We start from the raw sequence: 15,608 nt of genomic DNA on the forward strand, positions 1-15,608 counted from the left end.
GAACCGTCACGTTAGCCCCGCCGTGACTGCTGCCGCAGGCGAGAATCCCCGCCACGGACCCAAGACGGACCGGGTGGCGACGAGCCACAGCTCGAGATCTGGTGGTGGGAACCCGACATCGGTCGAGATCACTTGGCGAACGGCCGGGACTGCCGGTCGGAGGACGGGTCGGGACCACGGTACGCGCTCCGCGGGTCGGAACGTGCCGAACGGCTCGCACCGCCACCTGGTGGTGCGAGCCGTTCGTTCGCCCAAGGGCCTGCCGGAGGGGGGAAAGACCGGCAGGCCCCGTCCTTTTCGAAGCGGTCCCATGCGCTCCACCCCCGCCTGCCCCCTAATCTGCCGCTCACACCCCCTGAATTTCCGGGGCCGGTGAAGGCGGGTCGCCGTCCCGGCCCCACGCGGTCGGGGGCATCGGGGCGCGGATCGTACACGGCATGCCCACCCGGCCCGAAGGAGCTGGACCCGGCGACCGGGGCGACGCCGCCGTCGTTCCGCTCGCTCGTCCGGCCGGCAGCCCGGACAGGAGGATGCCGTCGGTCTTCCATCGGCTCCAGATGGTCACGCGTCGGCGAGGAGGGGGTCGTAGGGCGTGGTGCGCCTGCGGCCGGACATGAAGGACAGGAAGTCGTTGACGAAGGCGCCGCGGCTGTAGGTCCCGCCCGCGTCGGTGGTGTCGCGGTGGAAGGCGGTCCGGAACAGGGCCCGGTACTCGTCCGCGTCGATGGTCTGATCGCCGTTCTTGTCGGTGACGTCGAAGAGGACTTCGGCGACCCTGATCAGTGCGGGCCCCGCCAGGGAGGGGACGGCGGTGGCGTACTCGTGGGCGCTGACCCGCCCGTCGCCGTCGGCGTCGAGGGCGCTCTGCAGTTCCCGCCACCAGTCGGCGCAGGCGGCGTAGAGCCTGGTCTCCTCGGGCTCGTCCAGATCGAGGCGGCTGGAAAGCTCACGTGCCATGGCGGCGAGGTCGGGCCAGTCCAGGTAGCCGTCCCCGGTCTGGTCGAGGACCTCGGCGAAGAACTCCTGCGCGCTGCGCTGCGCCTCGCCTCCGGAGGTGGGTTCTGGCTCCGGGGGAAGCGGGGTGATGAGCCGGACGAGGGCGCCGGCCCGCTTCATCCGGTCGCGCAGGGCGGTGATCGTCCGCGCGCGGGGGTCGTCGCTGTCGGGAGAGAGCGTCAGCATGTCGAGGATGTTCTCGGCCTTGATCCAGCCTTCGGGCAGGAACCGGGCCAGGCCTGCGGCCAGGTAGGCGCTCTGCATCAGGGTCTGCACCCCTGCGATCTCGGGCAGGCCGGCCCGGCGGCGGAACGGTTCCGGCAGGGACGCCACGGTGATCGCTCCGACGACCGGGCCGGCGACGGCGCGGCCGGTCGCCCACAGAGCGGGAAAACCGTTCAGCAGCGGTGGGGCGGGGAGGTGGTCGAAGAGCTTGTAGAGGATGATCCGCATCGCCTCGGTGTTCTCCAGTTCCCCGGCGACCACCCGGTCGTAGTAGGGCCAGAACTCGTCGAGGGTGCGGGGCAGCTGGTCGGCATGGCCTTCGATGGCGGCCAGGAAGGCCTGGAACTCGCGGTACAGCTGTTCCATGACCTTCTGCTCGAGCGGTTGTCCGCTGAGCCGGCACATGGTGACGGTGCTTTCGAAGAGGGTCGCCACCACCCAGGCACGGACGCCGGGGTCCATGGCGTCGTAGGGCCGGTCGTGCGGGTCGGTGCCGTGCAGTCGGGTGTGCAGCCGGTTGAGGCGTGCCGCTTCCCTTTGCCGGACGTGGTCGTCGGCCCCGAACATGCGCTGCAGGCTCGTGAGGGTGTTGCGCAGCCGCCGCCAGGGGTGGGCGACGAAGGTGGAGCTGTCGATCAGGGCCGCGCCGACCTGCGGGTGCGCGGCCTCCAGTACGGTGGCCCGGATCACGGCCAGGGCCCAGCGCGGGTCGTTGAGGAACCCGCGGAACTGCGAGTCGGGACCGAACGGGGATTCTTCTTCGGCGCTGCCTCCTCCGCCACGACGAGCACCGGCGTCGGTGCCGGTGGCCGTAGTGGAGCGGTGGTCCTCCGGGATGGTCATGATTCAGATTTCTCCGTTCCGGGATGGTGATGTGGCGCCGAAGCGGCGCTCACGCTGCCTGTAGGCGTGCAGGCACCGAAGGAAGTCCGGTGCGCGGAAGTCGGGCCACAGGGCCTGTGGAAAGACCCATTCGGCGTAGGCGACCTGCCAGAGCATGAAGTTGGAGATGCGTTGTTCGCCGGAGGTGCGGATGACCAGGTCCACGTCCGGGGTGTCGGGAAAGGGCAGGTGCGCGGCGAAGCTCTCCTCGGTCACGGACTCGGCCGGCGCTCCGCTGCGGATCAGTGACCGTGCGGCCTCGACGACGTCCCTGCGGCCGCCGTGGTCGAAGGCGACGGTCAGCGTCATCCGCCGGTTCCGGTCGGTGAGCGTCGTCAAGTCGGCGATGTCCCCTGCCAGGCCGGGAGGGATGCGGGGATCGGTCATGCCGAGGAAGCGGCAGCGGATGCCCCGGGCGTGCAGCAGCGGGGCGTGCTTGCGCACCACCCGGCGCACCAGGTGCATCAGGAATTCGATCTCGGTGTCCGGACGACGCCAGTTCTCGGTGGAGAACGCGAACAGGCTCAGCCAGCCCACCCCGGCCGCACGCGCCGCCTCGATGACGTCGATGACCGTCGTCTCCGCGGCACGATGACCCGCCGTGCGAGGCAGGGAGCGTTGCGCCGCCCACCGGCCGTTCCCGTCCATCACGCACGCGACGTGCCGCGGCATCCCACCCGGCTCCCCGGACGGGCCGGCGCCCCGCGGAGCAGGGAGGGAGAAGGGCTCCTCGTTCATGGACCGTTCTGCTGTCACGCCCGCCCTTTCAGCATCCGGGACGGACGCTCCCCCACGGCGGAGGAGGATCCGCCCCACGGGGCCGCCGCCGTACGACGCTCACTGACGACAGGTTGGCAGCGCCCGGCCCCGCGCGGACGGCGTACCCTGCGGATTCACCTTTGGCACTCGCGTCCGAGCCGGAACGGCGTAGGGGCCGCACCCGGCAGAGCACCTCTCCACGCGGCGCGTGAGGTTCGTCCGGGCGGCCCGGTCGCGCGGGACGGGCCGGTGGACGGAACGGGCCCGAGGTCCGAACGGCGCTCTCCGACGGCATGAGACCGCGTCCCGGACCTCGCCGATCGACACGCGGGAGCGGTCGGGACGCCGGTCGGCGACGGGTGGGTCGACGGACATGACGTCGATCACCGCCCGACAGGTCATGGTCCCGGAGCGTGCGGGCCGCCGCTCGTGGTCGCGGTGGGGATCCGTGTCGTCCGGTCGACGAGGCGCCCGGTGAAGCCCTGGTGCGTCCGGATCTTCCGCACTCCCCGGTGGTCGGGACTCATCCACGGCAGTGGGTGCCGCGCACCGTCGTGGTGCCCGACGCTCGCGGTGAGCACACGACCGGCCAGGAAAGGGCCGCGGACGCCGGTGATGACCGACCCGCTCGCGGTCCCCGGCCTCCTCGCCCACGTCGAACCCCCTGGCCGCGGGCGGGCGCGGCGTTCCGCGGCGCGTACGCGTGGCCGACGCGACCATCGGCCGAGCGGAATGAATCTGCCGCGTCTGAGCTGCGGCAACGCGGGTAGGGAGGGAGGACCGCCACCCTTCCGACACTCGGAGTGCGAGAAGCCACGGTCTCGCACCCGCGCCGCACGAGGAGATGCCCGTCATGAGCCCCGCCACGGCCCTGCCCCTCCCTCACCGGCCGGTGCGCACGGCCACCCGTGCGTCCGTCGCTCTTCCGCCCTCGGCGCTCGACGCGATGCTGGACGCCACCTATGAGACGCACCGTCGTTTCCGGCACGGCGCCTTCGCCGAACCCTGTCCGACCTGCCACGTCCCGGCGGGCGAGCTCTGCCTGACGCGTCGCAGTGTGCACGCCGCCCGCCGACTGGCGCACCGCGTTCGGGTGGCGCCGACCAAGCCGTTCCCCCATGCGGCTGCGGAGGCCTGCTGAACGCGCGGACGGGCGGCGTCGACGTCACGTGCCGGGCGAGGGGGCGCGGCACCGGTCGGCGGACCCCCGGTTCACGCATCCGGCGGACGGCCGCATCAGCGCCTCCCGTTCCCCGGGCGCAGGGGCCGGGACGCGTGAAGAGGGCAACCGCCCGAGGAGTCCCCGGGCGACCGGCCCCCTGCTGCGCCCAGGGAATCGAACCGGAGCAGGACCGGTCGGCCGGTGCGGCGGTCCGTGTTCTCCACGCCGTACCGGCCCTGCCAAGCCTCCCCGCGCCGGTGACCGACGTCTCGGCGACCGCGACACCGCAGTGCCCGCCCCTCTGGCGCGGTCGCGAGTGGAGGCAGGGGCGTCGGTGACCACGGCCGGGGCCCGGCCCACGGGTGTGATCCGCGCGCCCCGGTCCTCATCCGGCTCAGGGGCGGCGGGAAGGAGGTTCGCCCGTTGCGACGGGTGAACCGTCGACGGGAGACAAGGCGGGACGCGTCGGTGTACGGGCTGCGGAGATGGTCTCAGGCGCGGGCGGAGTCCCGGCCCCGATCCGGTCCCGGCGCCGCCGTCCTCCTCGTCGAGGCCGACGCACGGGCCGGGCACGGCTTTTCACGCGCGGGGGGCACGAGGGGGTTTGGAAAGCGCCGGGGCGCGCATACGACGTATTGACACAAACCTTATATCAGCAGGTAGGAGACGCATTATGGGCATCATCGCGTGGATTCTGATCGGCCTCATCGCCGGTTTCATCGCGAAGGCGATCATGCCGGGCAAGGACCCGGGCGGCGTCATCATCACGATCCTGATCGGCGTCGCGGGCGGTCTGCTGGGCGGCTTCCTCGGCAAGGTGATATTCGGCGTCGACTCCATCGACGGCTTCTTCGACCTTTCCACCTGGATCGCGGCCATCATCGGCTCCGTCATCCTGCTGGCCGTTTACCGCCTCGTCACCGGTAACCGACGACACGCCTGAGTGGCCTCCGCGAAACGGCTCCCCCCTTCCTTTCAGGGGCGGAGCCGTTCGCCGTGTCCGAGGCGCCCGTCTCCGACGGCACGGAGACGGAAAGACGCGCGGGGGGTCACTGCTCGCGCATTCCCCAGGGGGACCCGTACGCGGTCAGCAGGTCGAGGAAGGGCCGGGGGGCGAAGGCCTCGGGGCCGAGGACGCCGGTGCCGGTCCAGGTGCCGTTCGCGACGAGTTCCAGGGCGATGACCGGGTTGATCGCGGTCTGCCAGACCACCGCCTGGGAGCCGTACTCCTTCATCGACCACTGGTTGTCGACGACGTGGTAGAGGTACACCTCCCGCGTCCGGCCGTCCTTCGTGCCCTTCACCCACGTGCCGGCGCACGTCTTGCCGTGCATACGGTCGCCGAGCGTCGCCGGGTCGGGCAGGCAGGCCGCGACGACGTCGCGCGGCGAGACCTCGGCGCCGCCCGGCAGGGTCACCTTCTCGGTGCGGTCCAGGCCCAGCTTGTGCAGCGTCTTGAGGGTGTCGATGAACTCGTCGCCGAGGCCGTACTTGAAGGTGACCCGCCGGGCGTCCACCCAGCGCGGGATCAGCAGGACCTCCTCGTGCTCGACGTTTACGCACTCGACGGGGCCGATGCCCTCGGGGAAGTCGAAGACCTCCGGCTCGCTGAAGGGGGCGGTGGTGAACCAGCCTCGGTCCTTCTCCCAGATCACCGGCGGGTTCAGGCACTCCTCGATCGTCGTCCAGATGGAGAACGACGGTGCGAAGTCGTAGCCGTCGACCGTCAGGTTCGCGCCGTCCCGTACGCCGATCTCCTCGATCTCGTCGAACAGCTCGTCCGCGGCGTAGCGGGCGAAGACGTCGGAGAGGCCGGGCTCCACACCGATCCCGACGAGCGCCGTTCTCCCGGCCTCCTCCCACGCGGCGGCCCGTTCGAACTGGCCGTCGCCGAGCTTGGTCCCGCATTCCTCGTACGGGCGCTCCGGGTGCGGGGACGACAGCGACATCGCCATGTCCAGGTAGTGCGCGCCGGCCGCCAGCGCGGCCTCGAACAGCGGCATCACGAACCGCGGGTCGGTGGCGTTGAGCAGCACGTCGCACCGCTCCCGCCGGAGCAGGCCGGTGACCGCCTCCCGGTCGGACGCGTCGACGCGCGCGGCGCTGAATCGGGTGTCGTCCGCGCCCAGCGCGGCCACGGCCGCTTCGGCGCGGGAGACGTCGTAGTCGGCCACGACCATGTGGTCGAAGAAGGAGCGGCGGGCGGCGATCTTGGTGATCGCGGTGCCCACGCCGCCCGCGCCCACGAGAAGTACTCGCATGACAAGGGTGCCTTTCGACGGGGAGGCCGGAGCCCTGGATGCGTCATGAAACGGGGCGGGCCGAGAATCGTCAACGGTGTTGGCATAAGGTCGTGGCGGAGGAGAGGGAGGGCCGCATGGCGAAGGAAGTGGTGCCGGAGACGGACCGGCGCCGCAGAAGACCCACGAAACAGGGTGTCGTCCTCACCCAGAAGCTAATCGTGGAGACCGCTCTGCGCATGTTGCGCGAGCACGGCAGGGAGGGGATGACCGTGCGGCGGCTGGGCGTGGCGCTCGGCGCCGATCCCAGCACCCTGTACCGCTACTTCCGCGGCACCGACGACCTGACGCTGGCCATCGCCGACGAACTGATCGGGCGGGCGATGCGGGACTGGCGGGCCACCGGCGACTGGCGTGGCGACCTGCGTGACATCGGCCTCCGCATCCACGCGGCCTACCTCGACCATCCGGAGGCCGCCGTCCTGACCGCCAGCCGGGTCAGCGGCCGGGCGAACGAGATCGCCACCGACGAGGTCGTCCTGGGGATCCTGCGCGCCACGGGCCTTCCCGATCCCGACGTCGTCCGCGTCTACCAGGCGTTCATCGACCAGACCCTCGCCTTCGCCGCTCTCGACGCCGCCGGTCTCGCCCTGCCCGCCGCGGCCCGCGCCGCCGACGAGGAGGTCTGGCGCGCCACCTACGCCCGCCTCTCCCCCGACACCCACCCGCACATCGCGGCCACCGCACCCCTGCTGGTGGCCCGGATGAACCACAGCGCCTACCCGACCGCCCTGGAGATGCTGCTCGACAGCGCGGCGGCAACGCTCCGGACGGACTGAGCCGACCGTCACGCTCGGACGGCACCGACCCGCGCCGGGTCCGGGGTCCCGCAGCCCGCGCTCGTACCGGTCGTTCCGCCGCCCGGGTGCCGAGACCCGGGCACCGTCCTCGCCGCCGTTCCGCGCCCACCGGCGTGTCGCGGTGACGCCGGCGGTGGCGACCACCGCCGACAGGGGTGCTGCGGACGGGCCACCGGCCGTGAATGGTCCGACCGCCGTCAGGGCGTCGTCGTGGTGCCGTCGGGTGCGCGGCGGTCGGCGGGCGCGGGTCTCGTCGCGGGGGGGGAAGGTCGGGGCGAACGGTGTGCGACCACCGTCAGGTGGCCGACGGGACACCTTTTCGGGTCCGCGCCGGAGTGCCGTGGCGTGACTCGCCCGAGCGCTGCGGCGACGGGAAGACCGCCTGCGAGCGGCGTCGGCGTCGGTCCGCCGATGGGATCCGGGAGAGGATCTGCCGGGCGGTCCCGGCCGGCGTCGACGTCCTCGGTGGACTGGACCGGAGCACGGTCGGCGTCCACCCGGCCCCGTACGGGCCCGTCAGCATGTCGTCGGCGCCCCGGGGAGAACACCGCGAGTCCCGTAAGGAGATCGACGTCTCGGCAGTACGGCCCGGACGAAGGACCCGGACGCTCCCGGGACGGCCCGATCCGCGAGGTCCACCTCGCCGGCGAAGGCGGGTTCCGGTCGCCGACGCCGCTGATCGCGCCCGGCCGGTGGGGCGACGGCCCGCAGACGTTCCCGGTGCTCGAACGGAGCCGGGACGAACGACCTGGCGGCGGACGTCCTTGCGCCCGCCACGACCGCTTCGAGGGTGACACGGCCTACGCCTCCCGCCGGAACCCGCGCCGTCCGAGACTCCGTCGGATCGGGCGCCCCCCGGACCGAAGGACCGGCGGGCCGGCCGCGCCGACGCCGGGGCGGCAGGCCTGCGCTGCTTCCCGGACACCGCCCCCGCGCACGCCGCGACTCCGCCGTCCCCGTGGTCGCCGTTCCCCTCCCCGCTCGCCGTCGACTCCCGTGGCGGCTACGACGCGTGTGATTGTCTTATCCTACGGAACGCACCAGCGGATCCCCAGGCGGTACAGAAGGACTCCGGCGACTCATCCGGGGTACCGGATCCCTGGTGTCGGGTGCTCGACGGCTCTCGGGAGCGGTCCGCGGCAGCGCTCCGCGCGGGGGCCGGGACGAACGAAAGGATGGCCTGTGACGCGCTGGGAGGACGGTGGGTCCGCCCCACCGTCGACGGCTGTGACCGGGGTGTTCGGCGCCGACAAGGGGATCGGCGAGGACCTCGCCCGGGTGGACTGGTCGGCGACGCCGCTGGGGCCGCCGCAGGACTGGCCGCAGAGTCTGCGGACCGCCGTGAGCATCCTGCTGTCGTCGAAGTTCGCCATGTGGATGGCCTGGGGACCCGAACTGACGTTCTTCTGCAACGACGCCTACCGGCGCGACACCCTGGGGCAGAAGTACCCCTGGGCACTGGGCCGACCGTCCAGGGAGGTGTGGTCCGAGATCTGGGGTGACATCGGTCCGCGCATCGACACCGTCCTGGCCAGCGGCGAGGCGACCTGGGACGAGGCGCTGCTCCTGTTCCTGGAGCGCTCCGGCTACCCCGAGGAGAGCTACCACACCTTCTCCTACAGCCCGCTGCGCGACGACGACGGCGCCGTGGTGGGCATGTTGTGCGTGGTCAGCGAGGACACCGAGCGGGTCATCGGCGAGCGCCGCATGGCGACCCTGCGCGACCTGGGTTCCGACCCGAGCGTCATCCGCACCGAACCCCAGATGTTCGACTTCGTCGCGGAACAGCTCGGCCGCAATCCCCACGACCTCCCCTTCACCCTGACCTACCTCTTCCAGGAAGACGGTTCCGCCCGCCTCTCCTCCGCCACCGGAGTGCCGGTCGGCCACCCGATGGCGACGGAGACGCTCCCCGCGGACTCCGCGCACGTGTGGCCGACGGACGCCCCGACCCGCGGGGAGGCCCTGCTGGTACCGCTGGACGGCGAGCCCTTCCGGGACCTGCCCTCCGGGGCGTGGGAAGAGGTTCCCACGCAGGCGCTGGTCGTTCCCCTGCACCAACAGGGCGCGGCACCCTACGGGTTCATGGTGACCGGTCTGAACCGCTACCGCGCCCCGGACGAGGGCTACCGCGGCTTCCTGGAACTGGTCGCCGGACACGTGGCCACCGGGATCTCCAGTGCCCGCAGCTACCAGGCGCAGCAACGCCGGGCCGAGGAGCTCGCGGAACTCGACCGCGCCAAGACGACCTTCTTCTCCAACATCAGCCACGAGTTCCGCACCCCCCTGACCCTCATCATGGGACCGGTCCAGGAGCTGCAGCAGCAGCTCACCGACGCGGAGCCGCGCGTCCGGGAGGAACTGAGGGCCATTCACCGCAACGGACTGCGGCTGGGCAAGCTGGTCAACACGCTCCTCGACTTCTCCCGCATCGAGGCGGGCCGGATGCGGGCGAGCTACGAACCGGTCGACCTGGCCGCGATCACCGGCGAACTGGCCAGTGTGTTCCGGTCCGCCGTCGACAAGGCCGGCCTGGACTTCCAGGTCGACTGCGCGCCCCTGCCCGAGCCGGTGTACGTCGACCGCGGCATGTGGGAGAAGGTGGTCCTCAACCTGCTCAGCAACGCGCTGAAGTTCACCTTCGACGGCATGATCCGCGTGGGCGTGCGCGCGGAGGGCGGCGAGGCCGTCGTGACGGTCGTGGACACCGGGATCGGCGTCGCCGCCGAGGAGATGCCCCGGCTGTTCGAACGGTTCCACCGCATCGAGAACGCCCGCTCCCGTTCCGGCGAGGGCAGCGGCATCGGCCTGGCCCTGGTCAAGGAACTGGTCGGCCTGCACGGCGGCACCATCACCGCCGTCTCCACCGAGGGGGAGGGCACCCGCTTCACCATCCGGCTGCCCTTCGGCTCCGCCCACCTGCCCGCCGACGCCGTCCGACCCGAGACGGGCACCACCGCCCCCTCCGCCGCCGATCCCTTCGTCCAGGAAGCCCTGCGGTGGCTGCCGGGCGAACGGACCGAGGAGGCCGTTCCCGCGTTCGGCGTCGCCCCGGACACCGGCGACGAGGCGCGGCCCTCCCGCCCGGCGGCCCCGGCGCGGGTGCTGATCGCCGACGACAACGCCGACATGCGTGAGTACCTCACCCGACTGCTGCGCGGCGCCGGCCACCTGGTCCACGCGGTCGACGACGGCCGGCAGGCCCTCGACGCCATCCGGGCGCAGGCCCCCGACGTGGTGGTCAGCGACGTCATGATGCCGCGCCTGAACGGCCTGGACCTGGTCCGGGCACTGCGCGTCGACCCGCGCACCGCCTCGGTGCCGGTCCTGCTCCTGTCCGCCCGCGCCGGGCAGGAGGCCTCCATCGAAGGCCTGCGGGCGGGCGCGGACGACTACCTCGTCAAGCCGTTCGCGGCGGCCGAACTCCTCGCCCGGGTCGAGGCCAACGTGAAGCTGGCCCGGCTGCGCAACCACCACGCCCGGTGGCGCACCGCCCTCGTCGACTCCCTCCAGGAGGCGTTCTTCGTCTGCGACGAGGACGGCGCGGTCGTCGAGATCAACACCTCCTTCACCACCATCCTCGGTTACGGCCCCGAGGACCTCCCCTACCGGCCGATCCACCCCTGGTGGCCGGACGCCGCCGTCCACCCCGAGGCCCACCGTCAGGTCGCCGAGGCCTTCGCCACGCTGACCGGCCGGGAACGGGGCAGCTACACCATCCCCGTCACCCACCGCGACGGGCACCGCCTGTGGGTGACCGCCACCTTCAACCAGGTCCAGGACCCCGACACCGACCGCACCGTGATCGTCGGGACCTTCCGCGACGTGACCACCGAGCACTACGCCGTCCAGCGCGAGACCGCCCTGGCCGCCCTGGGCGCCCGCCTGTCCCAGGCCACCAGCCTGTCCGACGCCATGACCGGCGCCGTGGAGGAGCTGAAGGAGGTGTGGCGCGCCCGGAACGTCGCGGCCGTGGTCTTCGGCCACGGCGACGAACCCGTCCTCACCGCCACCGACCCCTCCCTCACCTGGCGGGGACTGTCCGCCGAACACCGTCACGCGCTCACCGACCTGTGCCGGCAGCCGGAGCTCACCCCCGTCACCGACCCGAGCGGGGCCGCCGTCCTCCTGGAGCACCCCGACGGCCCGCTCGCCCTCCGGATCGAACTGGACGAACAGCGCCCCTTCACCGGCGAGGACCAGCTCCTGCTGTCCCTCCTGGCCGGACGCCTGACCCAGGGCCTGGCCCGCGCGCACCAGATCGACCAACAGCGCGAGACCGCCATCGCCCTGCAGCGCGCCATCCTCGGCCCGTCCCACCTGCCCGACGGCTTCGCCGTCCGCTACGAGCCGGCCACCCGGCCCCTGGAGGTCGGCGGCGACTGGTACGACACCGTCACCCTGCCCGACGGCCGCATCGGCATCGTCGTCGGCGACTGCGTCGGCCGCGGCCTGGAGGCGGCCAGCGTCATGGGCCAGTTGCGCAGCGCCTGCCGCGCCCTGCTGCTGCAGGACGCCGGCCCGGCCCAGGCACTCATGGCCCTGGACCGTTTCGCCGCCGGTGTTCCCGGCGCGATGTGCACCACCGTCTTCTGCGGGGTCCTCGACCCCGAGACCGGAGGACTCACCTATTCCAGCGCCGGACACCCCCCGGGCATCCTGGTCCGCCCCGACGGCACCACCCGGCTCCTCGAAGACGGGCGCTCCCTCCCCCTGGCCGTCCGCACCGGCACCCCGCGCCCCGAGGGCCACTGCACCATCTCGGCCCGCTCCACCCTGCTGCTGTACACCGACGGACTCGTCGAACGCCGCCGCCGTCCGCTCAGCGCGGGCATCGACCAGGCCGGCGAAGCGCTCCAGGAGGGCCGGGACACCGCGATCGACGAACTCGCCACCGACGTCATGTCCCGGCTGGCACCCGCCGACGGCTACGACGACGACGTCGCCCTGCTGCTCTACCGGCACCCGGCCCCGCTGGAGATGTCCTTCCCCGCGGAATCGGGCCAGCTCGCCCCCGTCCGCAAGGCTCTGCGCGGCTGGCTCGACCAGTGCGACCTGCCACCCGGCACCGTGCAGAACATCCTCGTGGCGGCGGGCGAGGCGTGTGCCAACGCCATCGAGCACGGGCACCGCGACGCCCCCGGCGACACCGTCTACTTCCGTGCCGAGGCCTCCGTCGACAACCTGCACCTCACCGTCACGGACACCGGACGGTGGAAGGTCCCCCAACCCGAACGCAACGCCCACCGCGGCCGCGGCATGGCCTTGATGCGGGCCCTGATGCAACAGGTCACCGTCACCCAGGGCCCCACCGGGACCACCGTCGACATGCACACAAGGATCGCCTGATGACCACACCCCTGACCCTCACGTCCGGTCGACGAGCGGACGGCACGGCCGTGTTGACCGCGGTCGGCGAGATCGACATGAGCAATACGAGCAGCCTCGCGGACGCGCTCGACAGCACCCCGGGGCCCCTCGTCCTCGACCTGACCGCCGTCGACTACCTCGACAGCGCCGGCCTGAGCGTCCTCTTCTCCCACGCCGACCGACTCGAACTCGTCGCCGGTCCGCTCCTGGCCCCGGTCCTGACCATCTCCGGGCTGACCGGCTTGACCACCCGCCACTGACACCCGTGCCGGAGGGCCCGGTGTGCCACGCCGAAGAGGGGGCAGGAGTCCGGTTCGAACCCGGCGGTGACGAGGCCGTGGAGCGCCGGTGCGGGAACGGGATTCCGGGCACACCCGGATGAAAGTATCATTTTCCTGATCTTTACTACGGGTTCCCGCCGGGAACCGCATACGGAGGGAACCGAGGGTGTTCGCGGTAGACGTCAGACGGGACACGCGAGGAGTGGTATTCGTGCTGCGCGGGGACCTCGACTTCCACAGCGCGGTGCAGTTGTACGAGGCCGGTGACAGGGAACTGGGCACGGGAGGGGAAACGGGTGCGGTGGTGATCGACTGCTCCCGCCTCACGTACTGCGACTCCACCGGTATCACCGCTCTGCTGAAGCTGTACAACCAGCTCTCCGAGCAGAGCGGGTCCCTGCGCCTGGCGGCGGTGCCCGCCTTTCTGGACCGCCTGTTCACCCTGACGGGACTCGACCAGATCTTCTCCCTCCACACCGACGTGGACGAGGCCCTGGCCGCGCACGCGGCCGACCGCGGCGCACTCGCCGCCGGCACCGAGGAACCGGCACGCCCGAGCGGGGAAAACGTCGGATGACGGGAGCCTCGGGACGGCGGACGCCCCTGTCCGCCCAGGTGCCGGCGGCACGCGCCGCCGACAGCGGCGCGGAGGGCGACCTGCGGGCCCTGTTCGGACAGTCGATGGCCGTGTTCGCCTCCTTGTCCGGGCCGGCACACATGCTGGAGGCAGCCAATCCCGCCTTCTTCGCGGCGATCGGCGGACCGGAGCGCACCCGCACCGGGGTGCCGCTGGGGCAGCTCATGCCGGAGCTGGTCGCCCAGGGCTTCATCGGTCTGCTGGACCGGGTCTACCGCACGGGCGAGGCCCACGTCGGTCGCAACGCCCGGGTGATCCTGGGAGAGGGCGAAGAGGCGCGCGAGGCGTTCTTCGACTTCACCTACGAGCCCCGCCTGGACGCCGGCGGCAACGTCACGGGGGTGAGGGTGATCGGGGTGGAGACCACCCAGGTCCAGCACGCGCAGCGGTTGACGGCCGAGCACCGGGCGCTCCTCGAGCAGATCGCCCGTCAGGCTCCCCTGCCCGAGGTCCTGGAGGGCATGACCCGCGCCATCGAGGACCTCGCTCCCGAAGAGGTGCTGGTGTCGGTCCTGCTCGCCGACGAGGACGGAGGCCACCTGCGCCACGGCGCGGCCCCCAGCCTCCCCGACTTCTACAACCGGGCCATCGACGGCATCGCCACCGGCGAGGGCGTGGGCTCCTGCGGCACCGCCGCGCACCGCCGCCGGCCCGTGATCGTCACCGACATCGCCACCGACCCCTTCTGGGACGACTTCCGCGACCTGGCCGACAAGGCGGGCGTGGCCGCCTGCTGGTCCACCCCGATCCTGGCCCGCGACGGCTCGCTCCTGGGCACCTTCGCGATGTATCACCGCACCCCGCGGACCCCGCGGGAGGCCGACCTCGCGCTCGCCCGGCTCTTCACCGACACCGCGGCCCTGGCCATCGAGCGCCACAGGGCCGAGCAGGCACGCAGGACGGCGGAGGCCCGCGAACAGGCCGCCCGCGACGACCTGGCCTTCCTCCTGAACGCCAGTACCGCGCTCTCCTCCGAGCTGGACGCCCTCCAGACCCTGAACCGCCTGGCCACGGCATGCGTGCCGAGACTGGCCCCGCTGGGCACGGTCGACGTCGTCGAGGGCGGCCGGGTGCGCCGCGTCGCCACCGCCGCCCCCACCCCGCACCAGCAGGACCTCCTCGCCTCACACACCCCCGTCCACGACACCGACGCCGTCGCCCGCGTTCTGTCCTCCGGAATGACCGAAGTGGCCCGCCGCGCCCCCTCCGGGCCCGGTCCCTGGCGCGAGCTGGGCGTCACCGGTTACGTGTGCCTCCCCCTCCTCGACCGGGGCACGGCGTTCGGCGCCGTGACCCTGCTGTCCACCGGCGAGCACGCCTTCGACGGACACACCGTCGCCCTGGCCGAGGAACTCACCCGGCGTGCCGCCCTGGCCGCGCGCAACGCCCGCCAGTACACCCACCGCGCCGCCCTCGCCCGTGACCTGCAGGCCGGACTCCTCCTGCCCGATCTGCCCCGGGTGCCCGGCGCCGAGGTGGCCACCTACTACCACCCCGCCGGTGAGGGACTCGACATCGGCGGCGACTTCTACGACGTCTTCCCCCTGGAGGGGGGCCGGTGGGCGTTCCTGCTCGGTGACGTCTGCGGGCGCGGCGCCATCGCCGCCACCACCACCGCCCTGGTCCGGCACACCGCCCGCGCCGTGACCCCCCTCCTGCCCAACCCCGAGGCCGTGGTCGCGGCGGTCAACCAGGCCCTGATCAACCGGCCCGCCGGACACGGCACCGGCTTCGTCACCCTCGTCCACGGCCGCCTCACCCCCACGAAACACGGTCTGGACGTCGAACTCGTCCGCGCCGGCCACACCATGCCCCTCCACCTGGACGCCCGGGGAACCGTCCGCACCGTCGACGTGCCCGGCACCCTGCTGGGCATCGGGCCCGAGACCCATCTCACCGCCCACCGCCTCCTCCTGCGGCCGGACGAGAGCCTCCTGCTCTACACCGACGGCATCACCGAGGCCCGTGACGCCGACGGCGAGCAGTTCGGCGAGGACCGCCTCGTCGCGGCCCTGGCCGACGTCCCGCCCGGGACCGGCCCCCACCACGTCATCGAGACCCTGACCCGGGCCGTACGGGCCTTCACCGGCGACCACGACATCGACGACGACCAGGCCGTCCTCGTGCTGACGGCCACCCGTCCGGAGGAGTGACGCCGGTCCCGACCGCCGTCCTCGTCCGGGCACGAGGAGGGCC

At 72.4% G+C, this 15,608-nt stretch carries 11 protein-coding genes; 8 read left to right on the forward strand and 3 right to left on the reverse strand.

The window, feature by feature from the left end; all coding sequences use genetic code 11:
* Window positions 1-561: 561 nt before the first annotated feature.
* Entirely contained in the window at window positions 562-2,064 is a 1,503-nt protein-coding gene (locus ACIQD7_RS06875; protein ID WP_402440145.1) for an oxygenase MpaB family protein, read from the reverse strand.
* A gap of 3 nt (window positions 2,065-2,067) precedes the next feature.
* Window positions 2,068-2,775 (reverse strand): polyprenyl diphosphate synthase, encoded by a 708-nt coding sequence (gene uppS / locus ACIQD7_RS06880; RefSeq protein ID WP_402440149.1) that lies wholly within the window; start codon window positions 2,773-2,775, stop codon window positions 2,068-2,070.
* A gap of 940 nt (window positions 2,776-3,715) precedes the next feature.
* Between uppS and ACIQD7_RS06885 the strand changes: the two genes are divergently transcribed.
* Complete coding sequence (locus ACIQD7_RS06885; RefSeq protein WP_402440152.1) at window positions 3,716-4,003, forward strand: hypothetical protein; 288 nt, start codon at window positions 3,716-3,718, stop codon at window positions 4,001-4,003.
* A gap of 694 nt (window positions 4,004-4,697) precedes the next feature.
* Entirely contained in the window at window positions 4,698-4,967 is a 270-nt protein-coding gene (locus tag ACIQD7_RS06890; protein ID WP_121828594.1) for a GlsB/YeaQ/YmgE family stress response membrane protein, read from the forward strand.
* A gap of 106 nt (window positions 4,968-5,073) precedes the next feature.
* On the opposite strand, the gene ACIQD7_RS06895 is transcribed toward ACIQD7_RS06890, so the two are convergent.
* Window positions 5,074-6,285, reverse strand: coding sequence for a saccharopine dehydrogenase family protein (locus ACIQD7_RS06895; RefSeq protein ID WP_402440156.1), 1,212 nt, complete (start codon window positions 6,283-6,285; stop codon window positions 5,074-5,076).
* Window positions 6,286-6,401: 116 nt separating this feature from the next.
* Between ACIQD7_RS06895 and ACIQD7_RS06900 the strand changes: the two genes are divergently transcribed.
* From ACIQD7_RS06900 to ACIQD7_RS06925, 6 genes are all read left to right on the forward strand, one after another.
* Window positions 6,402-7,103, forward strand: coding sequence for a TetR/AcrR family transcriptional regulator (locus tag ACIQD7_RS06900; RefSeq protein ID WP_402440158.1), 702 nt, complete (start codon window positions 6,402-6,404; stop codon window positions 7,101-7,103).
* A 203-nt stretch (window positions 7,104-7,306) separates the two neighbouring features.
* Window positions 7,307-7,918 (forward strand): transposase, encoded by a 612-nt coding sequence (locus ACIQD7_RS06905; RefSeq protein ID WP_402440161.1) that lies wholly within the window; start codon window positions 7,307-7,309, stop codon window positions 7,916-7,918.
* A 442-nt stretch (window positions 7,919-8,360) separates the two neighbouring features.
* On the forward strand, window positions 8,361-12,473 hold the full coding sequence (locus ACIQD7_RS06910) for a SpoIIE family protein phosphatase (RefSeq protein ID WP_402441365.1): 4,113 nt from the start codon (window positions 8,361-8,363) through the stop codon (window positions 12,471-12,473).
* Complete coding sequence (locus ACIQD7_RS06915; RefSeq protein WP_402440164.1) at window positions 12,473-12,754, forward strand: STAS domain-containing protein; 282 nt, start codon at window positions 12,473-12,475, stop codon at window positions 12,752-12,754. The genes ACIQD7_RS06910 and ACIQD7_RS06915 overlap by 1 nt, the downstream gene beginning before the upstream one ends.
* 187 nt (window positions 12,755-12,941) lie before the next feature.
* Complete coding sequence (locus ACIQD7_RS06920) at window positions 12,942-13,352, forward strand: STAS domain-containing protein (RefSeq protein WP_402440167.1); 411 nt, start codon at window positions 12,942-12,944, stop codon at window positions 13,350-13,352.
* Window positions 13,349-15,565, forward strand: coding sequence for a GAF domain-containing SpoIIE family protein phosphatase (locus ACIQD7_RS06925; RefSeq protein ID WP_402440170.1), 2,217 nt, complete (start codon window positions 13,349-13,351; stop codon window positions 15,563-15,565). The genes ACIQD7_RS06920 and ACIQD7_RS06925 overlap by 4 nt, the downstream gene beginning before the upstream one ends.
* Window positions 15,566-15,608 lie beyond the last annotated feature (43 nt).

This window comes from Streptomyces sp. NPDC093071, from assembly GCF_044754545.1.
Lineage (GTDB): Bacteria > Actinomycetota > Actinomycetes > Streptomycetales > Streptomycetaceae > Streptomyces.